Origin of the sequence: Paracoccus sp. (in: a-proteobacteria) (assembly GCF_030604785.1) — a bacterium.
Classification (GTDB): domain Bacteria; phylum Pseudomonadota; class Alphaproteobacteria; order Rhodobacterales; family Rhodobacteraceae; genus Paracoccus.
On record NZ_JAUVVF010000012.1, the window covers coordinates 1 to 23,463 of the forward strand.

29 protein-coding genes and 1 tRNA gene are annotated in these 23,463 nt (G+C 67.0%); 9 read left to right on the forward strand and 21 right to left on the reverse strand.

The window, feature by feature from the left end; translation table 11 throughout:
- Positions 1–225: 225 nt before the first annotated feature.
- On the reverse strand, positions 226–1,296 hold the full coding sequence (gene recA / locus QAR72_RS05755) for a recombinase RecA (protein ID WP_304616413.1): 1,071 nt from the start codon (positions 1,294–1,296) through the stop codon (positions 226–228).
- A gap of 238 nt (positions 1,297–1,534) precedes the next feature.
- On the opposite strand from recA, the gene QAR72_RS05760 reads away from it, so the two are divergent.
- Positions 1,535–2,119: a hypothetical protein gene (locus QAR72_RS05760; RefSeq protein ID WP_304616414.1), complete on the forward strand. Its 585-nt coding sequence runs from the start codon at positions 1,535–1,537 to the stop codon at positions 2,117–2,119.
- Positions 2,120–2,122: 3 nt separating this feature from the next.
- Here QAR72_RS05760 and QAR72_RS05765 read toward each other — a convergent pair whose 3' ends face one another.
- Positions 2,123–2,401 carry a SelT/SelW/SelH family protein gene (locus QAR72_RS05765; RefSeq protein WP_304616415.1) on the reverse strand — a complete coding sequence of 93 codons (279 nt, stop codon included), beginning with the start codon at positions 2,399–2,401 and terminating at the stop codon, positions 2,123–2,125.
- A 140-nt stretch (positions 2,402–2,541) separates the two neighbouring features.
- Here QAR72_RS05765 and QAR72_RS05770 point away from each other — a divergent pair, with 140 nt between their 5' ends.
- Entirely contained in the window at positions 2,542–2,862 is a 321-nt protein-coding gene (locus QAR72_RS05770) for an antibiotic biosynthesis monooxygenase family protein (RefSeq protein ID WP_304616416.1), read from the forward strand.
- A gap of 203 nt (positions 2,863–3,065) precedes the next feature.
- Here the strand turns inward: QAR72_RS05770 and QAR72_RS05775 are convergent.
- The 14 genes from QAR72_RS05775 to QAR72_RS05840 all read right to left on the reverse strand — a co-directional run bounded on the left by QAR72_RS05775 (position 3,066) and on the right by QAR72_RS05840 (position 13,899).
- Positions 3,066–3,141: transfer RNA gene (locus QAR72_RS05775), tRNA-Phe, on the reverse strand.
- 81 nt (positions 3,142–3,222) lie between these two features.
- Positions 3,223–3,393 (reverse strand): DNA gyrase inhibitor YacG, encoded by a 171-nt coding sequence (locus QAR72_RS05780; protein ID WP_304616417.1) that lies wholly within the window; start codon positions 3,391–3,393, stop codon positions 3,223–3,225.
- Complete coding sequence (locus QAR72_RS05785; RefSeq protein WP_304616418.1) at positions 3,393–4,451, reverse strand: ribonuclease E/G; 1,059 nt, start codon at positions 4,449–4,451, stop codon at positions 3,393–3,395. The genes QAR72_RS05780 and QAR72_RS05785 overlap by 1 nt, the downstream gene beginning before the upstream one ends.
- Positions 4,448–5,050 (reverse strand): Maf family protein, encoded by a 603-nt coding sequence (locus tag QAR72_RS05790; RefSeq protein WP_304616419.1) that lies wholly within the window; start codon positions 5,048–5,050, stop codon positions 4,448–4,450. The genes QAR72_RS05785 and QAR72_RS05790 overlap by 4 nt, the downstream gene beginning before the upstream one ends.
- Before the next feature lie 31 nt (positions 5,051–5,081).
- Positions 5,082–5,300: a translation initiation factor IF-1 gene (infA, locus tag QAR72_RS05795; RefSeq protein ID WP_036636451.1), complete on the reverse strand. Its 219-nt coding sequence runs from the start codon at positions 5,298–5,300 to the stop codon at positions 5,082–5,084.
- Between the two features lie 99 nt (positions 5,301–5,399).
- Positions 5,400–6,530, reverse strand: a complete 1,131-nt coding sequence (locus QAR72_RS05800) for a FliM/FliN family flagellar motor switch protein (protein ID WP_304616420.1) — start codon at positions 6,528–6,530, stop codon at positions 5,400–5,402.
- 58 nt (positions 6,531–6,588) lie between these two features.
- Positions 6,589–9,267, reverse strand: a complete 2,679-nt coding sequence (locus QAR72_RS05805) for an ATP-binding protein (protein WP_304616421.1) — start codon at positions 9,265–9,267, stop codon at positions 6,589–6,591.
- On the reverse strand, positions 9,257–9,607 hold the full coding sequence (locus QAR72_RS05810) for a hypothetical protein (RefSeq protein ID WP_304616422.1): 351 nt from the start codon (positions 9,605–9,607) through the stop codon (positions 9,257–9,259). Before QAR72_RS05810 ends, QAR72_RS05805 begins: the two co-directional genes overlap by 11 nt.
- 63 nt (positions 9,608–9,670) lie before the next feature.
- Complete coding sequence (locus QAR72_RS05815) at positions 9,671–10,030, reverse strand: response regulator transcription factor (protein ID WP_304616423.1); 360 nt, start codon at positions 10,028–10,030, stop codon at positions 9,671–9,673.
- A gap of 70 nt (positions 10,031–10,100) precedes the next feature.
- Complete coding sequence (locus tag QAR72_RS05820; RefSeq protein ID WP_304616424.1) at positions 10,101–11,405, reverse strand: XRE family transcriptional regulator; 1,305 nt, start codon at positions 11,403–11,405, stop codon at positions 10,101–10,103.
- A gap of 48 nt (positions 11,406–11,453) precedes the next feature.
- Positions 11,454–12,296: an ATP-binding protein gene (locus tag QAR72_RS05825; RefSeq protein ID WP_304616425.1), complete on the reverse strand. Its 843-nt coding sequence runs from the start codon at positions 12,294–12,296 to the stop codon at positions 11,454–11,456.
- Positions 12,293–13,153, reverse strand: coding sequence for a twin-arginine translocase subunit TatC (gene tatC, locus QAR72_RS05830; RefSeq protein WP_304616426.1), 861 nt, complete (start codon positions 13,151–13,153; stop codon positions 12,293–12,295). The genes QAR72_RS05825 and tatC overlap by 4 nt, the downstream gene beginning before the upstream one ends.
- A 1-nt stretch (position 13,154) precedes the next feature.
- The gene (tatB, locus tag QAR72_RS05835) at positions 13,155–13,616 is read right to left on the reverse strand and encodes a Sec-independent protein translocase protein TatB (protein WP_304616427.1); all 462 of its coding nucleotides are present in this window, start codon (positions 13,614–13,616) and stop codon (positions 13,155–13,157) included.
- A gap of 19 nt (positions 13,617–13,635) precedes the next feature.
- Positions 13,636–13,899 (reverse strand): twin-arginine translocase TatA/TatE family subunit, encoded by a 264-nt coding sequence (locus tag QAR72_RS05840; protein ID WP_304616428.1) that lies wholly within the window; start codon positions 13,897–13,899, stop codon positions 13,636–13,638.
- Positions 13,900–14,089: 190 nt separating this feature from the next.
- Here QAR72_RS05840 and QAR72_RS05845 point away from each other — a divergent pair, with 190 nt between their 5' ends.
- Positions 14,090–14,707, forward strand: coding sequence for a MarC family protein (locus QAR72_RS05845; protein WP_304616429.1), 618 nt, complete (start codon positions 14,090–14,092; stop codon positions 14,705–14,707).
- Positions 14,707–15,276 carry a retropepsin-like aspartic protease family protein gene (locus QAR72_RS05850; RefSeq protein WP_304616430.1) on the forward strand — a complete coding sequence of 190 codons (570 nt, stop codon included), beginning with the start codon at positions 14,707–14,709 and terminating at the stop codon, positions 15,274–15,276. Before QAR72_RS05845 ends, QAR72_RS05850 begins: the two co-directional genes overlap by 1 nt.
- Here the strand turns inward: QAR72_RS05850 and thyX are convergent, their stop codons facing one another.
- Positions 15,277–16,185 carry an FAD-dependent thymidylate synthase gene (gene thyX / locus QAR72_RS05855; RefSeq protein WP_304616431.1) on the reverse strand — a complete coding sequence of 303 codons (909 nt, stop codon included), beginning with the start codon at positions 16,183–16,185 and terminating at the stop codon, positions 15,277–15,279. It lies immediately after the preceding gene.
- 186 nt (positions 16,186–16,371) lie between these two features.
- Here thyX and QAR72_RS05860 point away from each other — a divergent pair, with 186 nt between their 5' ends.
- Positions 16,372–16,800, forward strand: a complete 429-nt coding sequence (locus QAR72_RS05860) for a VOC family protein (protein ID WP_304616432.1) — start codon at positions 16,372–16,374, stop codon at positions 16,798–16,800.
- 43 nt (positions 16,801–16,843) lie between these two features.
- Here the strand turns inward: QAR72_RS05860 and QAR72_RS05865 are convergent, their stop codons facing one another.
- From QAR72_RS05865 to QAR72_RS05875, 3 genes are all read right to left on the reverse strand, one after another.
- Positions 16,844–17,257: a MarR family winged helix-turn-helix transcriptional regulator gene (locus QAR72_RS05865; RefSeq protein ID WP_304616477.1), complete on the reverse strand. Its 414-nt coding sequence runs from the start codon at positions 17,255–17,257 to the stop codon at positions 16,844–16,846.
- Between the two features lie 212 nt (positions 17,258–17,469).
- Positions 17,470–17,781 (reverse strand): FAD assembly factor SdhE, encoded by a 312-nt coding sequence (locus QAR72_RS05870; protein ID WP_304616433.1) that lies wholly within the window; start codon positions 17,779–17,781, stop codon positions 17,470–17,472.
- Positions 17,774–18,124 (reverse strand): helix-turn-helix domain-containing protein, encoded by a 351-nt coding sequence (locus QAR72_RS05875; protein ID WP_304616434.1) that lies wholly within the window; start codon positions 18,122–18,124, stop codon positions 17,774–17,776. The genes QAR72_RS05870 and QAR72_RS05875 overlap by 8 nt, the downstream gene beginning before the upstream one ends.
- Positions 18,125–18,197: 73 nt before the next feature.
- On the opposite strand from QAR72_RS05875, the gene QAR72_RS05880 reads away from it, so the two are divergent.
- On the forward strand, positions 18,198–19,406 hold the full coding sequence (locus QAR72_RS05880; RefSeq protein WP_304616478.1) for a pyridoxal phosphate-dependent aminotransferase: 1,209 nt from the start codon (positions 18,198–18,200) through the stop codon (positions 19,404–19,406).
- Positions 19,407–19,453: 47 nt separating this feature from the next.
- Complete coding sequence (locus QAR72_RS05885; protein ID WP_304616435.1) at positions 19,454–19,840, forward strand: baeRF12 domain-containing protein; 387 nt, start codon at positions 19,454–19,456, stop codon at positions 19,838–19,840.
- A gap of 235 nt (positions 19,841–20,075) precedes the next feature.
- On the opposite strand, the gene QAR72_RS05890 is transcribed toward QAR72_RS05885, so the two are convergent.
- A complete protein-coding gene (locus tag QAR72_RS05890) occupies positions 20,076–20,858 on the reverse strand; it encodes a 3-hydroxybutyrate dehydrogenase (RefSeq protein WP_304616436.1) in 783 nt (260 codons plus the stop codon).
- A gap of 265 nt (positions 20,859–21,123) precedes the next feature.
- Here QAR72_RS05890 and QAR72_RS05895 point away from each other — a divergent pair, with 265 nt between their 5' ends.
- Both QAR72_RS05895 and QAR72_RS05900 read left to right on the forward strand, forming a co-directional pair.
- Positions 21,124–22,980, forward strand: coding sequence for an extracellular solute-binding protein (locus QAR72_RS05895; protein WP_442953556.1), 1,857 nt, complete (start codon positions 21,124–21,126; stop codon positions 22,978–22,980).
- A gap of 130 nt (positions 22,981–23,110) precedes the next feature.
- Positions 23,111–23,440: a hypothetical protein gene (locus tag QAR72_RS05900; RefSeq protein ID WP_304616438.1), complete on the forward strand. Its 330-nt coding sequence runs from the start codon at positions 23,111–23,113 to the stop codon at positions 23,438–23,440.
- The last annotated feature ends 23 nt before the right edge of the window (positions 23,441–23,463 follow it).

Sequence of the window (23,463 nt, forward strand, 5' to 3'; positions counted from 1 at the left end):
AATAGCCAAGGAAGGTTTGGCGGATGTCATTCAGACTGGGCATGGCGGGCCTTCATCGCAAAACGGGTCTGTCCGGCATCGCCGGCCTGCGCAACGGTCTAACCGCGCCCCGCAGCGCTGTCCAGCAAGGCAGGGCGCAAACAGCCGTGTGGCCGGCGCATCGCACCGGCCACAGGGAGAAAGGTCTTGCGCGCAGGCATACCTGCGCGCGCCGCAAGGTTGCGATCAGTCCTCGGTCAGGGCCTCGTCCTCGCCCCCGTCGACACCGAATTCCAAGCCATGGCTGGCGCGGATCTTGTCCTCGATGGCCAGTGCCACTTCGGGCCGGTCGCGCAGGAACTGCTTGGCATTCTCGCGGCCCTGCCCGATGCGTTCGTCGCCATAGGAATACCAGGCGCCCGACTTCTCGACCACGCCGGCCTTCACGCCCAGGTCGATCAATTCCCCGACCTTGCTGATCCCCTCGCCATACATGATGTCGAACTCGACCTGCCGGAACGGAGGCGCGACCTTGTTCTTGACGACCTTGACCCGCGTCGTGTTGCCGGTCACCTCGTCGCGGTCCTTCACCGCACCCGTGCGGCGGATGTCCAGACGCACCGAGGCATAGAATTTCAGCGCGTTGCCGCCCGTCGTCGTCTCGGGGTTGCCGAACATCACGCCGATCTTCATGCGGATCTGGTTGATGAAGATCACCATGCAGTTGCTGCGCCCGATCGAGGCGGTCAGCTTGCGCATCGCCTGGCTCATCAGGCGGGCCTGGCTGCCCATCTGCATGTCGCCCATATCGCCCTCGATCTCGGACTTGGGCGTCAGCGCCGCGACCGAGTCGACGACCACGAGGCTCACCGCGCCCGAGCGGACCAGCGTGTCCACGATCTCCAGCGCCTGCTCGCCCGTGTCGGGCTGGCTGATCAGCAGCTCATCGAGGTTCACGCCCAGCTTCTTGGCGTATTGCGGGTCCAGCGCATGTTCGGCATCGACGAAGGCACAGACGCCGCCCTTCTTCTGCTCCTCGGCCACGACATGCAGCGTCAGCGTCGTCTTGCCCGAGCTTTCCGGCCCGAAGATCTCGATGATCCGGCCCTTGGGAAGCCCCCCGATGCCAAGCGCGATGTCCAGACCCAGAGAGCCCGTCGATGTCGCCTCGATCTCTGCCACCGGGTTGTCCTTGCCCAGTTTCATGATCGAGCCCTTGCCGAACTGCCGTTCGATCTGCGCCAGGGCGCTGTCGAGCGCCTTCTGCTTGTCCGCGCTGCGCTTGTCACTCATGTCGAAAATGCTCGCCTGTGCCATGTCGTTACCCTGTTATTCCACAGCCCTCCCGGCGGGGCAATCGCAGGACCAGCCGGATGTTCATGTCTTGTTCACCATAATTGGACCAGTTCGTCCCCGGTTTCAAGCGTCCCGTCGCAGGAAGTCGATTCGCCCGGACCAAGCATCACCCCAAGCCGGTTAACAAACCGTTTACAGCCACACGGCGGCGCGTTATTCCCCTTTGGGAAAACCCTTCACGATGGAAATGACGGCAAGCATGTTGATCTTCTGGGAAAAGCGACTGGTCTTTCTGGCAACACCCAAGACGGGATCGACCGCGATCGAGATGGCGCTGGAACCCCTCGCCTCGGCCTCGCTGCAACGGCCCGAGGCGCTCAAGCATACCGGCATCGCCAGCTTTCACCGCCATCTGGGTCCTTGGCTGACCGAGCAGACCGGCGAGACCTTCACCACCGTCGCCTTGATGCGCGAACCGCTCGACTGGCTGCGCAGCTGGTACCGCTTCAAGCTGCGCGACGACAGCGACGACCCGACCCACCCAATGGAGGGCGTCAGCTTCGCCGATTTCGCGCGCCGCTATGTCGCACCGGGCGGGCGGGCGGCACTGGGCATCGGCAGCCAGTCGGAATTCCTTCTGAGCGGCCAGCACCGCGCCGACCGCATCTTCCGCTATGACCGGATCGACGCCTTCATCGATTTCCTCGAGAACCGCCTGGATTGCATGATCGAACTGCCGCGCATCAACGTGCCGCCCAGTGTCGATGTGCGCCTGACGCCCGAGGACGAGGCATCCCTGCGCGCCGCCATGGCCGAGGATCTGGCGCTCTACAACAGCCTCTAGGCGCTAGCGGTCCACATGGCCCAGATCGCGCTCCGGCGCGATCACGTCGCGCAGGCGCTGCTTGATCTGGGCGGCCGAGGGAAATCCGCCATCGGCCTTGCGGTCCCAGATCGCGTGGCCATCGACGGTGATGCGGTAGATGCCGCCCTGCCCCGGCACCAGCGCGACCTCGGCCAGATCGGTGCCGAAGGTCTGCAGCAATTCCTGCGCGATCCAGCCCGCCCGCAACAGCCAGTTGCATCCGGTGCAATAGTGAATCTCGATCCGTGGTCGCGCGCTCATGGGTCCAGCCTAGGACGCGGCACGCAGGTCGGCAAGACCCGCCCCCGGCTCTTGACCGCGGCCGCTCCTCGGGCAAGGGTGCGTCGCCAGCAATCGCCAGCCATCCCGAACGATCAGGACCAGCAGGTCAGGAGCCACCGATGTTTCTTGCGATGAACCGCTTTATCGTCCCCCTCGAGAATGCCGAGGCCTTCGAGGACCTCTGGCTGAACCGCGACAGCCGCCTTCACGAGATGGAGGGTTTCGTCGAGTTCAACATGCTGAGGGGCCCGGAAGGCGACGGCCACCGGCTTTACGCGTCGCACACGATCTGGCGGGACGAGGACAGCTTTCGCGCTTGGACACGTTCGGACCAGTTCCGTGCCGCCCATGCCAATGCCGGCGAGACACGCAAGCTTCATGCCGGAGCGCCCCAGTTCGAGGCCTTCCACTCGATCCAGACCAAGACCGCCAAAGGCTGATCGCGCCCCGAAGGCAAACGGCGCTTGCGTATTACCCGCGCTTTTGCCCCTGCTATGCTCGATATGCCGCAGGCGAATGGCAGCCGGGCGGAAGGCGCTTGCGGTCAGTCCAAGGCGGAAAAGAGTAGAACGGGAATGTCGCGAACCCTGTTGCCGAGCATGAATGACGCTCAAAATGCAGTCGGCTACTTGCTTGAAACAAATGGTGCCCGGAGACGGATTTGAACCGCCGACACGCGGATTTTCAATCCGCTGCTCTACCAACTGAGCTATCCGGGCACCGTTTCGACGCTGCTTCGCGTCGGGTGAGCGGTGTTTACGAAGCAGCGACGGCGCTGTCCAGACCCAATCGCACTTTTTTCAGTCGCGCGAAGGCGGTTCGTCGTCACGGGGCGGCAGATCCTCGACGGGCTCGCCGGGCACGACGTAATCGCCCCGCAGCCACTTCGCCAGATCGACATCGGCGCAGCGTTTCGAACAGAATGGACGATAGCGCGGATCGACCGGGCGGGCGCAGATCGGGCAGGCCATCAGCGGACCTCGGAAGCAGCCTCGGCCAGCCGGCGCAGGGGCACGCGATCGCGTTTGCGGTTCATCTCGAAAAGTCCCATCGCGGTCCAGCCGGTCAGCGTCACCTCGGCCCCCGTGCTGCGGAAGGCGGCCTGAAGCACCTGTTCCAGCGTGCCGCGGTCGCGCTTGGGCATCGGCGCGAAATCAATGACGATCTGCCCGCCAAGACCACGCAGGCGCAGCTGTCGCGGCAGGTCGCGGGCCAGCGCGATATTCGCCTTGAGCGAGGCGGCCGGGCTGTTGTCGCTGCCGGTATTCACGTCGATGGCGACCAGGGCGCGCGTCTGCTCGATCCAGGCATCCGCGCCGCCGCCCAGCAGGACCCGGGGCGAAAGCAGCGCATCCACCGCATCCAGCACACCGCAGCGTTCGAAACTGTCCTCGCCCTCCTCGACGGCGTCGGGCTCGGGATCGCCCCAGTCCAGCCATGCCAGTTCATGGGGAGCAGGCGCATCCAGCAGCAATTCGGGCGCGCCGGTGGCCTCGGCGCCGATCTGATCGGCCAGGTCCAGCAATTCGACGATCTCGGCGGCGACCTCGTCGGGGTCGGCCTCGGCGGAGATGCCTCGCAGGATCAGCCCGTGCTCGCGCGCACCGCGCGCGGTCTCGCCCAGATCCTGCAGCGCGTCGCGGATCTCGGGGTCGCGGACGCGGCGCGAGACGTTCACACCCGGCGCGCCCGGTGTCACCAGCACATGCCGCCCGCGATAGATCAGGCGCGAGGTCAGCGGCACCGCCTTGCCCGGCTCGGCCACGCCCGTCACCTGAACCAGAACAGGCTTGCCCTCGCCCAGGCCCTTGCGGTCGCGCAGATAGCCGGTCTGACCGTCGGGCAGCCGCAGGAAGGCGCCGCCTTGGCCCTTCATCAGCCGGTCGGTCACCGCACGGCAGATCGCGCCCGGCGCCAGCGGCGTCAGCGCCTCGGCCGAGGGCAGCAGGTCGACCAGAACGCCATCCTCGACCAGCGCGGCGGCCTCTTGCCCGAAGAGCCTTCCCAGAACGACCTGTCTGCCCTTCATGCGTCACGTCCTTTCCGAGCCGGATGGATGCCGACCGAGGCCAGCAGCGTCGCCGTCTCGGACAGCGGCAGGCCCACGACGGCGGAAAACGAACCCTGGATCCACGGAATGAAGGCCGCGGCCGCGCCCTGGATGGCATAGGCGCCCGCCTTGCCCTGCCAGTCCCCGACATCCAGATAATGGTCCAGTGCGGCGGGCTCGATCGGCCGCATCCGCACCCTGGTCTCGACCAGACGCAGGCGCGTCCGCCCGTCATGGCGCAGCGCGATGGCGGTCAGCACCAGATGCCTGCGCCCGGACATCAGGCGCATGAAGCAGGCGGCTTCGTCCCGATCCACGGGCTTGCCCAGGATGCGCCGGCCCACCGCGACGGTCGTGTCGGCGCACAGCACCGCCTCGTCCGCCGCGATGCTCAGCGCCTCGGCCTTTCCAAGCGCCATCCGCCGCACGTAATCGCGCGGCGCTTCGCCCGGATGAGGGGTCTCGTCGATATCGGCGGGACGCAGCGCGTCGGGGACGATCCCGATCTGGCCCAGCAATTCCAGCCGCCTGGGGCTGGCCGATCCGAGGATCAGCCGCGGTCGGTCACGGGCCGGCATCACGGCCCCTTGCGGGGCGTCGCTGCCCGTCTCACTTGAAGCGATAATTGATCCGCCCCTTGGACAGGTCATAGGTGTTCATTTCCACCTGAACCTTGTCGCCTGCCAGAACTCGGATGCGGTTCTTGCGCATCTTGCCTGCCATATGCGCGATGATCTCATGGCCGTTCTCGAGCTCGACCCGGAATGTCGCATTGGGCAGGAGTTCCTTCACGACGCCGGGGAATTCGAGCATTTCTTCCTTGGCCATGTTCACTCCGCTGAAGTCGCCCCGCAGGATTCGGGACGGCTGTTAAATGCGTCCGGAACGGCAGGAATTCAAGGAAAAAGCGCCAAGCCGCATGGCGGGTCATCCGGCGACGCGCCCGACGGGCAGCGGAATCGGGATCGGGGGGGCCGGTTCGGGGCGGAACGGGTCTTCGCCGAATTCGGGATGGTCGTGGCCGGCCGGCGGGGGCAGCAGGGGGTCGGGGCCCGTCAGGCCGTGCATCACGGCATCGGGCGTCGCGCCACCGGCTGCAGGGGCATGGGGGTCGTGCAGGCGGATGGCGTGGCACCCCTCGTATTCGCCAAACTTGCCGCTGGCCAGCAGCTGGCCCTGCAGCGTCTCGACCCGCGCATCGCCCAGCCGCACGCGCGGCAGGTGCAAAAGCTTGCCCGCGCCCAGCCCGCGCAGTTCCCCCAATGTCACCGTCCGGCGGCAGAGGATACCGACCAGTTCGACCGGGATGTCAGGCATCGTCCGGGCCGGCGGCGCGGCGGGTTCGCATGGAGCGGCGGCGGGCGGCGGCGGCGCAAGCGGCTGGGCCTCGTCAGACTGGGGCATGACCAGCAGCATCCGCCCCTCGCGCGCCTCGGCGCCGCCAAGGGACAGATGGAAGGCGATGCTGCGAAAGGGCCTGTCCTCGAGCATCAGCGACAGGGGGCGCGGATCGTCCAGCGCGGTGGCGAAACGCAGACCAGGCATCTGGTGAAAGCCCGGCAGACCCTGCAGCGACAGCTGCAATTCCGCCATCAGCGCATCGACGAAGTCGGTGCAGAGCATCGATTCGCTGCGCGTCGGGCGGCGGCGTTCGACCGGGCGCGACGTGACGCGGCCAAGGGCCTGAACCTCGACCAGCGCCGCCACCACCTCGGGGCAGAGCGCCAGCGTGCCGATGCAATCGCCCGGTCCCTGAAGCACCGCCAGAAGCGCCCGTTCGGGCAGCAATTCCGGCAGCTCTGCCAGCGTCATCGCCCCCGGTTCCACCGCAAGCGGCCGCACCGCCAGCCCGTAAAGCCTGTCCGCCACGCGCCCGCAGGCCGTCGCCGCCGCGCGCGCGGGCGTGACGGGCGAGGCCTTGGGCAGTTGCGGCGGCTTGCCCTGATCGCGCTCCGTCCGGTGCCGCGCCGCCAGCATGCGCCGCAGCAGCCCCGGCATCGCCCCCGGCGGCACGGCCTGCCCCGGATCGCGGTCGCTGTCATCGTGCTGGATCGTCATCGCGCCCCGAATCCCCTTTCATCCGCGCCAGACTGCACGCCAAGGGTTGAGAAAGGGTTTACGCAGCCGAGCTTCCCGACGCCGCGACCCCGACCGGGGGGCGCTTGGGCAGCGTGATGCGGAAGGCCGCGCCCCCCTGCCCCGGCAGATACGAGATGTCACCGCCAAGCGCCGCCATGATCTCGCGGCAGATGGCCAGACCAAGACCCGCCCCGCCCGCCCGTGCCGGATCGTTCAGGCGGGCGAATTTCTCGAAGATCAGCGATTGACGCGCGCTGTCGATGCCGCTGCCATTGTCGATGATGTCGATGATGTCGATGATCGTGCCGTCGGCCTCGAGGTTCTGGACGCGCACGATCAGCAGGGGACGCGCCGAATCGCAATATTTGCGCGCATTCGAGATGACGTTGATCAGCACCTGCAGCAGCCGGTCGGCATCGGTGATGATGCCCAGATGCTCGCTGCTCATGTCGCGGTCGATCAGGAAGCTGCGCTCGGGGCGGGTGGCCGAGGCCGCGCTGAGCGCGCGGTTGATCAGGTCGTGCAGGTTGGCGACCGAGATCGACAGCTGCGCCCGCCCGCTTTCCAGAACCGACAGGTCCAGCAGATCGTCCAGAAGGCGCGTCAGACGGCCTGCCTCGTCATGAATGATCCCGGCGAAGCGCGCGCGCTCCTCGGGCGTCAGGCTGGGATCCTTGAGGATTTCCGAGAAGGCCCGGACCGAGGTCATGGGCGTGCGCAATTCGTGGCTGATCTGGCTGAGAAACGCGTCCTTCTGGACCGAAAGCGCGGTCAGCTTGTCATTGGCCTCGCGCAGCTGCCGAGCCGTGACGGCCAGCTCGGCCCGCGCGCTTTCCAGCCTCTGCGTCTCTTCCTTGGCGCGCTGCGCCTCGTCGGCGACCTGCAGCAGGTCCGACACCGTCAGCGCGACGCCCCCCGCCACGCGGTCGATCATCGCATGCGCCGTGGCCGAGCCGATCGAGCCGCCCAAGCGGCGTTCCAGCCGCGTCAGGAAACGCGGGGTCAGATCGGGCAGATAGCCGGACTTGCCCTGGGCGCGGGCCTCGGCCTGGAAGTAGCGCAGGGCCTCTTCGGGGCCCCAGACCCGGCGGGCCATGGCCAGCAGGGGCTCGGCCCGGTCGTCCGACCGCATCATGCGGCTGTGGCGGATCGGCTCGACCGCCGAGACGAAGCTCAGGCCCTGAAGGCGCTCGACCGGGTCGGGAAAGCCGAAGATCGAGACCGCGATGAAGGCCAGCGTATTGGCCGAGAGCGACAGGAACACCGCCGCGGCCCAGGGATCCATCACCCCCGGCACCGGCAGATCGCCCCCCATCCCCACCGAGGGCAGGAAGATCAGCGCCATCCACAGAACGAAGCCGGTGCCGATCCCGGCATAGGCGCCCTTGCGGTTGGCGCCGCGCCACAGAAGGCCGCCGATCATCGCGGGCAGGACCTGTGCCATGCCGACGAACGCCACCAGCCCCATCGCCGCCAGCGCGGCCGAACCCTCGGAGGCCTGATGATAGACCCAGCCGGCCGCCACCACCGCCAGAATGGCCAGGCGCCTTGCGTTCAGAACGAAGCCGCGCAGATCGGTCGCCTCGCCCTCGGTCGTCTTGCGCATCGCCAGCCACAGCGGCACCAGCCAGTGGTTCGACACCATCGTCGCCACCGCGATGGCGCAGACCACGACCATCGAGGTCGCCGCCGAGAAGCCGCCCAGAAAGACCAGCATCGCCAGCATGTCCTGACCCTGCGTGGCGGGCAGCGTCAGCACGTAAAGATCCGGGTTCGCCTCGGCCGGCAGAAGCTCCCGCCCCATCACGGCGATGGGCATGACGAACAGCGACATGGCGAACAGATAGGCCGGAAAGGCCCAGCCCGCGACGGTCAGGCGCTCTTCGTCGGCGGCCTCGACGACCATCACCTGGAACATGCGCGGCAGGGTCAGGATCGCCGCCGCCGCCACCATGTTCAGCGCCGTCCAGCGATCGGCGCGCAGAAGCCAGCCTTCGGCATTCTCGGGTGCCTCGGCGGCGCGGGCGATGCGGGCCATGATGTCGGCCGGCCCGTCCGCCAGCCCCCAGACCACGAAGACGCCAAGCGCCAGAAAGGCCAGCAGTTTGACCACGGCCTCCAGCGCGATGGCGGTGACGACGCCGTGATGGCGCTCGTCCGCGGCCAGGTTGCGCGTGCCGAAGAGGATCGTGAACAGCGCCAGACCCGCCGCGACCCAGCCCGCCGTGCCGCCAAGCGTGGCGCCGTTGATGATCGGCGCCTCGGGCGTGTCGGTGGCGAATACCTCGAAGGACAGGCTGACCGATTTCAGTTGCAGGGCGATATAGGGGGTCGAAGCGATCACCGCGATCAGCGTGACCAGCGCGGCCAGCCTGTTCGACTTGCCGAACCGGGCCGAGACGAGGTCCGCGACCGAGGTGACGTGGTGCATCCGCGCCACCCGCACCAGCCGCCTGAGGCCCCACCACGCGCAGGTGAAGACCAGCGTCGGGCCAAGATAGATGGTCAGGAATTCCAGCCCCGAGCGCGAGGCGTAGCCGACCGCGCCATAGAAGGTCCAGGCCGAGCAATAGACCGACAGCGACAGCGTGTAGACCAGCGGATGATCCAGCCAGCGCACATGGCCGCGCGCCGCCGCGCGGTCGGCGGCGAAGGCCACCACGAACATCAGGACCACATAGGCCAGACAGATCGCCAGCAGCGTCTCAAAGGGCATCCGGGCTGCCCCCCGTATTCTGGCGTGCATCGCCTTGGGCCGGGCGGGCCTGCGCCTTGCCCTCGGGGCGGCTCTGGCCCGCTGCGACGGCCTCGCTGGCGCGCATGGTCGCGGCCTCGGCCCTCAGCAGCGCGCGATGCAGCGCCCAGACCGCCAGGATCAGCCCCGCCCAGAGCAGGAAGAACCACAGAACCCCGCCCGCAAAGCTGACCAGGGCGGGCGCCCACCAGACCGGCACCAGCACAAGGGCCGAGGACAGGACGGGAAGAACCCGCGCCGCGTCGCCCAGACGGCGGCGGTGGAACGAGGCACGTTCGAGGAAAAGCGGCTTGTCAGGCATGGCCCTTCCCTGCGGGCAGCGCGAGGGTGGGCGCGGGCCGCGGGGCGATGCCGCGCGCCCCTCTCATCCCAGCATCTGGCGCACGATCGCGCGCAATTCGTCATTGGCAAAGGGCTTGGCAAGGACCGCATCGGCCTTTTGTCCGGCCTCGGTCGTCTCGCCGCGCGCGGTCAGCATCAGGACCGGCGTCGCCGCGAGATCGGGATCGTCGGCCGCGCGCAGGTCGCCCAGGATCTCGGCCCCCGAACGGTTCGGCAGCATCAGGTCCAGGATCACCAGACGCGGGCGCTGCTGCGTGATCGCCTCGATCCCGCCCGCTCCGTCGTCATGCAGCCCGATCTGCCAGCCCTCGCGCGTCAGGATGAACCGCACCGCCTCGGCGATGTTGGGCTCATCCTCGATCATCAGGATGTCCATGGCCATCCGGCGCCTCCCCCTCAACGCGGGCAGATAATGGGCCGGAAAGCGCCCCTGTGTCAAAGCCCGCGTGGTCTCAGCCGCGCGAACGGGCGGGCGTGCGGGGCTGGCGCGCGGGCATCGGCGCCAAGATCGAGGGCTCGCGCCGGGCAGGGCATTCGTTGCGCGGGCAGATGCGGCAGGCCGGGCCGACCAGCAGCGCATCGGCCGGCGCAGGCCCCTCGGCGGGCAGCAGCAGCATGTGCCCGCGCAGCAGGACCGGCCCGTCCAGCCCCAGAGGCTGGCTGCGCGTGGCGAAGCTGAGCGAGCGGAACAACCGCCCCTCGGGGGTGAGCACATGACGCGCGATCGCCGTCTGCGGCATCGCCAACGCCAGATAAAGCGGCCAGAGCGGGCAGGCATCGCCCGGTCGGGGCAGCGGAAAGCCGGGCGCGGCGCGGCGCAGGGTCAGCGCGCCGGAACCGTCGCAGATGACCAGACCTGCGCCCTCGTAGCCCGCAGGGCGCAGCATCGCCAGCCGCCGCATCACCAGATCCAGCGGCAGCCCCATATCGCCCGCCAGCAGCAGCGGATCGCGCGCCCGCGTGGCGTTCAGCACCGCCGCCAGCCGCGCATCGGGCAACTCGATCCGGTCGGCCAGCATCTCGCGCGCGATGCGCGAGGCAAGCGCCCGCGCCGCGTCCGAGGCCAGTTCGGGCGCGCTGTCGGGATCGCCCGCGCCGCCATCCAGCCAGGCCTCGACCTCTTCCTGCGGCGTCAGGGGCGTGCCCTCGGCCTCGAAACTGTCGACGTAACGGACCAGCTCCTGCGCGGTGACGGACAGGCGCTGGCTGTCCTCGGCCAGATTGGCATGGAAGCGCGCGCGCCATTCGGGGGCGATCTCGTCCTCCTCGACCAGGATCGAGGCGGTCGAGCGCAGCGATGTCACCGCCGACAGGACCTCGTGCAGCGCCGCCAGCAGATAGGGGTCATGCGTCATGCGGTCCGAAAGGTCGATCAACTGGCGCTCCATCGCAACGGCGCGGCGGCTCTGCGCCAGCAGCAACGCCGACCAGCCCGGAAAGCGGGCCAGAAATTCGGCCGCCTGATCCAGTTCGGGCGTCACCCCCTGCGAGGAAGGATGCGCCGCCGCCTCGCGCAGCGCCGCGATGCGCGCCTCTTCGCGGCCCTCGGACAACTCGTCGGGGGGCACCTGCAATTCGGCCGCAAGCTTGCCCAGCAATTCGGGCGTGACCGGGCGGCGGTTATGTTCGATCAGGTTCAGATAGGCGGGCGAGATGCCGACCGCGCGTGCGACCTCGGCCTGCCTGCGCGACAGGGCAAGCCGCCGCTCGCGGATGCGGGTTCCGGTCAGGACATGAAGGGCGCCACGTTCGGTCATGGCGGCATGAAACCCGCAAGGGACTGACGAGGCAAGCGGAATGAGCGGTCAGGGCGACAGGCCATGACGGCCCGCCAGATCGCAGAAGAATTGCCAGGCAACCCGGCCGGATCGTGCCCCGCGCGTAGCCTGCCACTCGATCGCCTCGGCCCGCAGCCTGTCGGGGTCGATGACCAGCCCCGCCGCCGCGCAATAGCCCTGGATCATCGCTAGATACTGGTCCTGATCGCAGGGATGGAAGCCCAGCCACAGCCCGAAGCGGTCCGACAGCGAGACCTTTTCCTCGACCGCCTCGCCGGGATGGATCGCGCTGGAACGTTCGTTGTCGATCATGTCGCGCGGCATCAGATGGCGCCGGTTCGACGTGGCATAAAAGATCACATTCGCCGGACGCCCGCTGATCCCCCCGTCCAGCACCGCCTTGAGCGATTTGTATTGCGCGTCATCATGGCCAAAGGACAGATCGTCCGCGAAAAGCAGGAAGCGGTGCCGAGGCGCCGCGCCCAGAACCGCCAGAAGCCGCCCGACCGAGGACAGGTCGTCGCGTGCGATCTCGACCAGGATCAGCGGCAGGCCCTGCGCCACGGCCTCGGCATGGACGGCCTTGACCAGCGAGGATTTTCCCATCCCCCGCGCGCCCCAGAGCAGCGCGTTGTTCGCGCCGTGCCCGCGCGCGAATTGCAGCGTGTTGGCGAGCAGCGTGTCGCGCGACCGGTCGATGCCGATCAGTTGCGTCAGGTCCACGCGGTCCACCCGCGCCACCGGCTCCAGCCGGTCGGGATCGGGATGCCAGACATAGGCATCCGCGCCCGTCAGGTCTGGCAGCGGCACCGGCGGGGGTGCCAGCCGCTCAAGCGCATCGGCGATGCGGTCCAGGGACGCGCGGCTCACGGCTCGTCCTCGACCCACAGGCCCTGCGCGCGCAATTCGGCCTCGCGGCGCCTCTCGATGCGGCGGACAAGCTGGATCGAGATCTCGTAAAGCCCGTAGACCACCGTGAACAGCACCACCTGAGAGATCACGTCCGGCGGCGTCGCCAGGGCCGCCAGGACCAGGATCGCCAGCACCGCGTAACGGCGCGCGCTGGCCAGACCCGCCGCCGACACCAGTCCCGCCCGGCCCATCAGCGTCAGCAGGACCGGCAACTGGAAGGACAGGCCGAAGGCCAGGATGAACTTGGTCGTCAGCGACAGGTATTCGTCGACCGATCCCTGAAACACGATGGCGGCCATGTTCGATGCGGTATCGGCAGCCGCCGCCGGATCGTCAGGCAGTTGCAGCGGCCCCTGCTGAAATCCGAGGAAGAACGCGTAAGCCATTGGCAGGATGATGTAATAGGCAAAGGCGGCGCCCATGAAGAACATCACTGGCGAGGCGATCAGGAACGGCAGAAAGGCCCGTTTCTCGTTGCGGTAGAGGCCCGGCGCCACGAAGCGCCACATCTGGTAGGCGATCACCGGGAAGGCCAGCACGAAGCCGCCCAGCAGCGAGATCCGGATGGCGACGAAGAAGCCTTCCTGAAGCTTCAGCAGGATCAGGCCGCATTCCTGGCTGCGATCCTCCAGCGCGGCGCAGATGGGGCGGGTCAGGAAGTTGTAGATCGGGTTCCAGACCGTGTAGCACAGCACCATCGCGGCGATGAACGCCACCAGCGACCAGATGATGCGGGTCCGAAGCTCGGCCAGATGCTCGATCAGCGGGGCAGAGCTGTCGTCGATATCGTCGTCCTGCGGGATCTTTGCGGCCAAGTCACTGGTCTTTCATGTCAGAGCGGCGCACGGCATGAAGCCGGCGCCCCTGAGGCTGCGGCGCGGGCGCGGGATCGCCCGCATCCGGTGCCTTGGCCTCGGCCGGGGCTGCTGGCGCAGGGGCAGGCGCCGCCGGATCAGGCTTCGGCGCGCTGTCCTGATGGCGGGCGGGGCGGCCCGGCTCCCATTTCTCGAAACGCTCGGTGGCGCGGTCCAGCGCATCAAGGCCGAGCGCCTTCTTCGAGGTCAGCGACTTGACGTCGCGCAGCGTTCCCGCCGCCTCGTCCAGCCCCGAACCCTTGGCCGCATCCTCCATGGCCGAGCTGAATTCGCGTGCCATGCCGCGCAGCTTGGCCGTGATCCGGCCAAGTGAATGAAACAGATGCGGCAGATCCTTGGGACCGACCACGATCAGCGCCACGATGCCGATCAAAAGCAGTTCGGTCCAGCCGATGTCCAGCATGGGACGCGCCTTTCGCGGATCAGTTGCGGTCGGTACCCTGCGTCGGGGTCGTCCCCGGCGTCACGTCGCGCGCGCGATCGCCCGGAACGGCGCCCGGCAGATCGCGGGTGGCTTCCTGCGAGGCGCTGTCGACCTCGTCAGAGCCGTCCTTGACGCCTTTCTTGAAGGCGGTGATGCCCTTGCCGACCTCGCCCATCAGCGACGAGATCTTGCCGCGCCCGAACAGCACCAGCACGACGACCGCGATCAGAAGAAGGCCGGGAAGGCCGATATTGTTCAACATGAGAAACTCCCTCTGCGGGCGGCCCGACCGCCCGCGCCCCAGATTTAGTTTCTCGCAACGCGGATTGCAAAGCCCTTTCCCGTGAGGCCGTGATGCCGACGCCTCCCCCGCCCCCTGCATCGGGATGCCTGCGCGTCCCGCCGCAGGCGCGGCGGCTTGGCACGGCGCGGCGAACGGGCGATAAGGGCGCATGGACATGGCCACCTACATCACCGCTTTCGTGACGCTTTTCGTGGTCATCGACCCCGTGGGGCTGGCACCGATCTTCATCGCGCTGACCCCCGACATGAGCGCGGCGGAACGTCGCCGCATCGGCCTGCGCGCGCTGGTCGTGGCGGCGATCCTGCTGATGCTCTTCGGCCTTGTGGGCGAGGCGATCCTGACCGGCATCGGCATCTCGCTGCCCGCCTTCCGAATCGCGGGCGGGCTGCTTCTGTTCCTGACGGCGCTGGACATGCTGTTCGAACGGCGCACCGAACGCCGCGAGGGTCAGGCCGAGGCCGACCCGCCCGGCCACGACCCTTCGGTCTTTCCGCTGGCCATGCCGCTTCTGGCCGGGCCTGGCGCGCTGGCCACAATGATCCTGCTGGTGGGCGAAGGCCGGGGCGTCGGCCATGTGGTGATGATCAACGTGATGATGCTGGCGGTCCTTGGCATCGCGATGCTGCTCTTCGTGCTGGCGACGCCGCTTGCGCGCGCACTCGGGCGCACCGGCACGATGGTCGTGACCCGGCTTCTGGGGATGCTGCTCGCGGCCCTGTCGGTCCAGTTCGTCATCGACGGGCTGATCGGGACGGGTCTGGTCTGATGGCGGGGGACGAGATCGCCCGGCTGGCCTATCTGACGCTGCTGCTGGTGGTGATCGGCGGGGCGATGCTCTTCGAGTTGTCGGGCCGGGGCGGCCGCGCGCTGCGCCAGCTGATCCTGTGGCTGGTGATCTTCGCGGGCCTCGCCGTCGCAGCCGATTGGTGGATGAGCCGCAACCAGCCGCAGCAGCAGGTCTTCGAGGGCAACCGGATCGAAGTCCCGGCCGGGCGCGGCGGCCATTTCCACATCCGCGCGCTTCTGAACGGGGTTGAGGTCGAGTTCGTCGTGGATACCGGCGCCACCAGCGTGGCGCTGGCACCGGACGATGCGCGCCGGATCGGACTGGACCCGGACCGGCTGACCTATACCGGCCTTGCCGTCACCGCGAACGGCCAGGTGCCGACCGCGCCCGTGACGATCCGCGAATTCGCCATCGGCGACATCGTCGACCGCGACGTGCGGGCGGTGGTGCTGAACAGCGATCTGGGCGTGTCGCTGCTGGGCATGTCCTATCTGCGCCGCTTCGCGCGCGTCAGTTTCGAGGGCAACCTGCTGGTGCTCGAGCGCTGATCACTCGCCCCAGGCTTCGACGAATTCGCGCCATTCGCGGGCGCCCATGCCGGAATTCTCCTGCGTCACGACCTGACCCGCAAGCCGCCGCCGCAGCGCCTCGGCGCCCTGCGCGGACAGGCTGACTGCATCCATCCGGTAATCGCGGAAGGCCGCAAAGGCCGCCGGCACCCAATCGGCCACGATCTCGCACATCAGGTCGGCATAGGCGCGGATCTCGTACTGGGCATGGGAATCGGCCCGAAGCCGCAGGAAATGCAGCAGGTTGTGCAGATCCACCTTCCAGTACCACTGGGTGTAGATGTTGGCGGGCAGGTTCATGCGCGCCAATTCGCGAGCGAGGCCCTGCTGGCCGTCCTGGCTCAGCATCGATTCGTAGTGATCGTAGCTGCGCATCGCATCCTCGCGCAGCAGATCGAGGACGCGCTGCGCCTCGGCGCCTTGCAGAACCTCGCCGCGGCCCTGGTTGTTCTGGGTGGATTGTGCGGCCAGATGCTCGGCGCGCGGGATGTAGAATTCGCGGTCGAGGATGGAATAGCGGGCCGAATATTCGTTCACATTCGCGGTGCGGTGGCGGATCCACTGGCGCGCCACGAAGACCGGCAGCTTGACGTGGAACTTGACCTCGCACATCTCGAACGGCGTCGAGTGCCAGTGCCGCATCAGGTAGCGGATCAGCCCCTCGTCGTTCTGGACCGAGCGCGTCCCCTTGCCGTAGCTGACGCGCGCCGCCTGACAGATCGCCGCATCGTCGCCCATATAGTCGATGACCCGGACGAAGCCGTGATCCAGAACCGGATGGGCGGTGTAAAGGCGCGCCTCCATCCCCGGCGACACCGCCCGCAGCGTCTGGCGCGGCGTGGCGCGTTCGGACTCGATCTCGGCCTGCTGTTCGGGGGTCAGGGGCATGGCAGAGGGTCCTCTCAGGCGATCGTGATGAACCGCCCTTCGGGCGGTCGCGGTGCCCTCGTCCTAAGTCAAGATGCGGTCTGCGGCAACCTCCGCGACAGGGTCGCCGGCAACCTCCGGGGGATGCTCCACGTTGAACCCGGCGCAGGGCCGTGGCAGCCTCTGCGCGCAAGAACAGGAGTCCCCATGAACATCCGCTATCTGCACACGATGGTCCGCGTGAAGGATCTGGACAAGACGATGGCCTTCTTCCGCCTGCTGGGCCTGGAAGAGACGCGCCGCATCGACAACGAGAAGGGCCGCTTCACGCTGGTCTTCATGGCGCCGCCGGGACAGCCGGAATGCCCGGTCGAACTGACCTACAACTGGGATGGCGACGAGGGTCTTCCCTCGGACAGCCGCCATTTCGGCCATCTGGCCTATCGCGTCGGCAACATCTACGAGATGTGCCAGCGGCTCATGGATGCGGGCGTCACGATCAACCGCCCGCCGCGCGACGGGCACATGGCCTTTGTCCGCAGCCCCGACAACGTCTCGATCGAATTGCTGCAGGAGGGCGACCACCTGCCCCCGCAAGAGCCTTGGGTCAGCATAGAAAATACCGGCCATTGGTGAACCCCGGTTTCCGGCGCGGCCCAAGGTCGCGCCGGACATGCCGTCAGTAGATGTAGCGGATCTGCTCGCTCCAGAAGCGTTCGATGCGGCGGGTCTGCATGTTCACCTCGTCAAGCGGCGGATCATCCAGCACCCCCGACATGGCCAGACCCTGTGCGTGGCGCAGAAAGAGCCGTCGCACGATCTCGCGGATGCGCTGGCCCTCGGCCGTCAGCCGCACGCGGACCGAGCGGCGGTCCAGATCGCAGCGCTCGTGATGGACATAGCCCATCGTTACCAGCTTCTTGAGATTGTAGCTGACATTCGAGCCCTGATACATCCCGCGGGACCGCAGCTCGCCCGCGCTGACCTCGGCCTCGCCCAGATTGTAGAGGATCATCGCCTGCACGGGGGTAAGGTCAGTCTGGCGCAGCCGCTCGAATTCGTCCTTGACGAGATCCAGCATCAGCCGGTGCATCCGTTCAAGCAGGCGCAACGCCTCGAGATAGGCCTCGGACGTGTCCGAGAGGGCCTCGTCCTGGGGCAGACCAAGGGAGGATCGCGGATCCTGCGGGGCTTGGGCAAGCATCTTTCGCCGTCCTGTCATGTTCGTCATGATCTGACGATGACAGCAAAAGCCGAATTGCCGGTTAATCGCTCATATTATTCCGCGCCCCAATACGAAGAATTTTAGTCAGCGGCGAAACGCGCTGCAGCATGCGCGGCGATCACGTCCAGCATGGGCTCCAGCACCGGATCGGGCTGGCTGCGCCCGGCCGGCGCCTCGGCCCCGATCCGCGCGGTTACCCACAGATAGAGATCCTGATCGTTTTCCGAAAGCAGGCGCTCGTAGAGGTCCAGTTCGGCGGCCTCCAGCCGGGCCAGCCGGTCATCCGCGAAATGGCCCAGAATCAGGTCCATCTCCTTCATGCCGCGGCGCCAGCTGCGCATGTGCAGCCGCTTCAGGCGATGTTCGGGCGATTCGGTGGCGGTGTCATCCATGGCTCAGTGCCTCTTGCAAACGATCTATGCGCCGCTCGGCCTCGGCCAGCAGCGCCCTCAGCGCCGCCAGTTCCTCGACCAGCGCCGCCTGTCGGGGGCTCTCTTGCGGCGGCTCGCCCTCGCCCGTCAACAGCCATTGCGCCGTGACACCCAGCCTTGCGGCGATCTGACCGATCAGCGGCGCGCCGGGTTCGGCCTGATCGACCTCCCATCCCGCCTGCGTTTCGGGCCGCACGCCCAGCTCGTCGGCCAGATCCTCGACGCTCAGGCCCGCAGCCTCTCGCGCGGCGGTCAGCCGATCGCCCAGGGTCGCCACGGTGTCGCCGTAGATGTCGCTGTCCATCCTGCCCATCCTTGCCCGTTCATCTTCATCAGCGTAAGCCCTGACGGGCATGATGACAAACACGAGGCCCGCCATGGCGATCCTGTCCGCCCGACTCGACCAGATCAAGCCCTCGCCCACCATCGCCATGACGACCCGCGCGGCCGAGTTGAAGGCCGAGGGGCGCGACATCATCGCCCTGTCGGCGGGCGAGCCCGATTTCGACACGCCCCAGACGATCCGCGACGCCGCGAAGGCCGCCATCGATGCGGGCCATACCCGCTATACGCCGGTGGATGGCACGGCCTCGCTGAAGCGCGCCATCGCGGCCAAGTTCGCGCGCGAGAACGGGCTGGATTACGCGCCCTCGCAGATCACGGTCGGGACCGGGGGCAAGCAGATCCTCTACAACGCGCTGATGGCGACGCTGGATCAGGGGGACGAGGTGATCATCCCGGCGCCCTACTGGGTCAGCTATCCCGACATGGTGCTGCTGGCGGGCGGCACTCCGGTCGTCGTCCCCTGCCCCGCCGATCAGGGATTTCGCCTGACGCCCGAGGCGCTGGAGGCCGCGATCACGCCGCACACGAAATGGCTGATCCTGAACTCGCCCTCGAACCCGTCGGGGGCCGGCTATGACCGGGAGGCGATGAAGGCCCTGACCGACGTGCTGCTGCGCCATCCCCAGGTCTGGGTGCTGGCCGACGACATCTATGAACATCTGGTCTTCGACGATTTCGAATTCTGCACCCCCGCCCAGATCGAGCCGCGCCTGACGGACCGGGTGCTGACCATGAACGGGGTCAGCAAGTCCTATGCGATGACCGGCTGGCGGATCGGCTATGGCGCGGGGCCGCAGGCGCTGATCAAGGCCATGGCGATGCTGCAATCGCAATCGACCAGCAATCCCTGCTCGGTCAGTCAATACGCCGCCGAGGCGGCATTGGAAGGGCCGCAGGAGTACATCCGCGACAGCCGCGCCGTGTTCCAGCGCCGCCGCGATCTGGTCGTCGCCGGGCTGAACGCCTGCCCCGGTCTGGACTGCCCGGTGCCGCAGGGGGCGTTCTACGTCTATCCCTCGATCGCGGGGCTGATCGGCACGGTTTCGCGCAGCGGGCGGCCCATCGACAGCGACGAGGATTTCGCCAATGCGCTGCTGGACGAGGAAGGCGTGGCGGTGGTCTTCGGCGCGGCTTTCGGCCTCAGCCCGCATTTCCGCGTCTCCTATGCGACCAGCGACGAACGCCTGACAGAGGCGGTGGCACGGATCCGCCGGTTCTGCGAAGGCTGCAACCCCGCCTGACCGGGCGCGTTGAGACGGGGCGAGCAGAAGCAAAAAGGAGAATCCCGATGCTGCCCCATAACGCGCTTGTCGTGGTGGCCGACGGCCATTCCGCCACCCTCTTTCGCAACCAGGCCCGCCACGGCATCGATCTGGCGGACCCTCGGCGCATCACGCCCGAAAGCCTTGCCGATCCGGCGACGACCCCGGAACTGGACGAAATCAACACCCCCCGCGACGAGGAAGAGGCCGCATTCGCGGTCGATCTGACGCGTCACCTGAACGGGCTGGTGCTGAAGAACAAGGTCGAGGACATCGTGATCGTCGCCGATCCCTCGACCCTTGGCGTGATGCGCAAGCATTACCACAAGGAGCTGCAGTTCCGACTGCGCCGCGAACTGGCCAAGACGCTGACCAATGCCGACAGCGCCGCCATCGCCGAGGCCCTGACCTGACAGGACCCGCCCTGCCGACACGAAAAAGGCGCCCCGCGGGGCGCCTTTCTCATGTCGGGATGCCGTTCCCGGTCGTGATCAGAAGATGCCGAACAGATACAGCAGGATGATCACGAAGAACGGCACACCCAGAAACCATGCCACAAGACCTTTCATCGCCCGTCTCCTTCGTCATTTATGCGTCGATCTGACAGGCGAACGTCTCAGGCGATCACAAGTTCCTGAACCGGTCGTCTCACAGCGCGGTCCAGCCGCCATCCACGCTGATCGTGGTGCCGGTGATCTGGGCGGCCGCGTCGCTGCACAGGAAGACGGCGGTGTCCCCAAGCTGGTCCGTGGTGGCGAAATCCTTCGAGGGCTGACGCTCCAGCAGGACCTTCTCGATCACCTCCTCGCGGCCCATGCCGTATTTCTCCATCGTGTCGGGGATCTGCGCCTCGACCAGCGGGGTCAGCACGTAGCCCGGACAGATCGCATTGGCGGTGATCGGCTCGCGCGCGGTTTCCAGACCCGTGACCTTGGTCAGCCCGACGATGCCGTGCTTGGCCGCGACATAGGCCGACTTGTAGGGGCTGGCCGTCAGCCCGTGGGCGCTGGCGATGTTGATCACCCGCCCCCAGCCCGCCGCGCGCATCATCGGCAGCGCCGCCGCCGTGGTGTGAAAGGCCGAGCTGAGGTTGATCGCGATGATCGCATCCCATTTCTCGGCCGGAAAATCCGGGATGGCGGCGACATGCTGGATGCCCGCATTGTTCACCAGGATGTCGCAGGCGCCCGCCTTTTCGACCAGGGCGCGGCATTGATCGCCCTTGGACATGTCGGCGGCGATATATCGGACGCTGACGCCGTGTTCGGCCGCCAGCTTTTCGGCCAGCGCGTGATCTTCGTCGCGGTCGGTGAAGCTGTTCAGCACCACATCGGCCCCGGCATGGGCCAGCCGCGTGGCCACGCCCAGCCCGATGCCGGAATTCGAGCCCGTCACGATGGCGGTCTTGCCCGTCAGGAATTTCTGAAACATCGGCTGCTCCTCGGTTGCCTGCCGCGAAACGCAAGGCGCCCTCCCGCCGGTTTCGCAGGCGCAGCATGGGCAAAAAAAAGCGCCCGCACAAGGCGGGCGCAAGTCATGAGGCAGGTTTCATACAGGCAAGAAACCTATCGAGCAGTGCGTTATTTATACGCGAGTGTTCGCCCGAGTCCAACAGAGTTCTTCCCCCCTTGGTTGACGCATCCTTTGCAAGGCTGTTGATATCGCCGGCAAAGAAAACGGAACGAGGCAGCGGGCGATGCGAATCTTCGGAATCCTTAACGAATGCGCGATCAGGGGTCTCGTTCCCGTGATCGCGGCCTTCGGAATCGGTGTTGCAGCAATGCCGCTGGCAAGCCTCGCCGAGCCGGCCCATGGCATTGCTATCTATGGAGAACCTGCCCTGCCCGAGGGCTTCGATCACCTGCCCTATGCGAATCCCGCGGCCCCTCGGGGGGGCACGATTCGCCTGGCCGAGCCGGGGGGATTCGACAGCCTCAAGCCCTGGGTGCTCAAGGGGAACGCGGCCTGGGGCGTCGGGGTGCATGTCGCCGAATCGCTGATGATGCGCTCCATCGACGAGCCCTTCACGCTGTATGGTCTTCTGGCCGAGACGGTCGAGACCGCGCCCGACCGGTCCTGGGTCGAATTCACGCTGCGCCCCGAGGCGCGCTTTTCGGATGGCAGCCCGGTCACCGTCGAAGACGTGATGTGGTCCTACGAGACGCTCGGAACGCAGGGCCATCCGCGCTATCATTCGGCATGGGCCAAGGTCGCCTCGATGGAGCAGACGGGCGAGCGCAGCATCCGCTTCACCTTCTCCGAGATCGACCGCGAACTGCCCCTGTTGATGGGGCTGCGCCCGATCCTGAAAAAGGCGCAATGGGAGGGCAAGGACTTCACCGACAGCAGCCTCGAGCCGCCCATCGGCTCGGGCGCCTATGTGATCGACCGCGTCGATCCGGGCCGCGTGATCACCTTCCGGCGCAATCCGGATTACTGGGGCAACGATCTTCCGGTGACGCAGGGCCTGCACAATTTCGACGTGATCCGCTATGACTACTTCGGAGACGCCAATGCCATGTTCGAGGCGTTCAAGGCGGGCGAGGTGACGGTCTGGCGCGAACTGAGCGCGCAGCGTTGGGCACAGGAATACAATTTCCCCCTGGTGACGCGGGGCGACGTGACGCTGTCCGAAATTCCGAACCAGCGTCCTTCGGGGATCGTCGGTCTGGTGATGAACACGCGCAATCCGATCTTTGACGATTGGCGGGTGCGTCAGGCGATGATCGAGATGTTCAACTTCCCCTTCATCAACCAGACGCTGAACGGCGGCGCGGACCCGCGCATCACGTCCTATTTCTCGAACTCGGTTCTGGGAATGGATCACGGCCCCGCCACGGGCCGCGTGGCCGAACTGCTGGAACCCTTTGCCGCCGAACTGCCGCCCGGCACGCTGGAAGGCTACAGCCTGCCCGAGGGCAGCGACCGCGCCATGGACCGGGGCGCCGTGCGCCGCGCCTTGGCACTGATGGAGGAGGCCGGCTGGACCGTGCAGGACGGCCAGATGCGCAACGCGGCGGGCCAGCCCTTCGCCTTCGAGATCCTGCTGAACCAGTCGGGCACCGCCATGCGGACCTCGTCCGAGACGCAGCAGATCGTTAACATCTATGTCGAGGCCCTGCGCCCGCTTGGCATCACGCCCCGCGTGACGCTGCTGGATTCCGCGCAATATGTCGAGCGGACGAACAATTACCAGTTCGACATGGCCTGGTATGAGCGCGGCCTGTCGCTGTCCCCGGGCAACGAGCAGCGGCTCTACTGGGGATCGCAGGGCGTGACCGAACCCGGCACGCGCAACTGGATGGGCATGTCCAGCCCCGCCGCCGAGGCGATGATCGACCGGATGGTCCAAGCCGAAGATGCCGAAGAGTTCACGGCCTCGGTCCAGGCGCTGGACCGGATCCTGATGGCGGGGCGCTACGTTATTCCGGTCAGCTTTTCGCCCATCTCGCGTCTGGCACATGCCTCGGACCTGAAATATCCTGAGAGAACGCCCATTTACGGTGACTGGCCGGGCTTCATGCCCGAAACGTGGTGGCAGGAGGCGAACTGATGCGGATCATTTTGGTTACGGTGATAGCCTGTGCCATACTGGCCGGGTGCAACACAGTCGCCGGTGTCGGCGAGGACATCACCGGGGTTGCGCGTTGGGTTCAGGGCGGCATCCCCGCAGGAGGATATTGATGAAATGGCATCATGTGGCCGCGAACTGGCCTGCATTCTACGAAGCGATCCTGGACAAATGGCCCGAGGCCGACGAAGCCGACCTTGACGAGATCGACGGCGACCAGCGCGCCTTCATCGCCTATCTGGCCGAGGCGACCGGCCAGGAGATCGAGGAAATCCGCGAGGAGCTGCGGGACTGGCTCACCGGGGAAATCCCCTCGGACGTGGTCATGGACCCGATCCACGACAATCACTCGATCACGCTCAGCGCGAAATACGTCAACGAGGGCGAGGACGAATTCGCCGATGACGCGGCTTTCGGTGACGACAAGGAAGACGAGGAATGAACCGCCAGCCCGCCGCGGCCCGG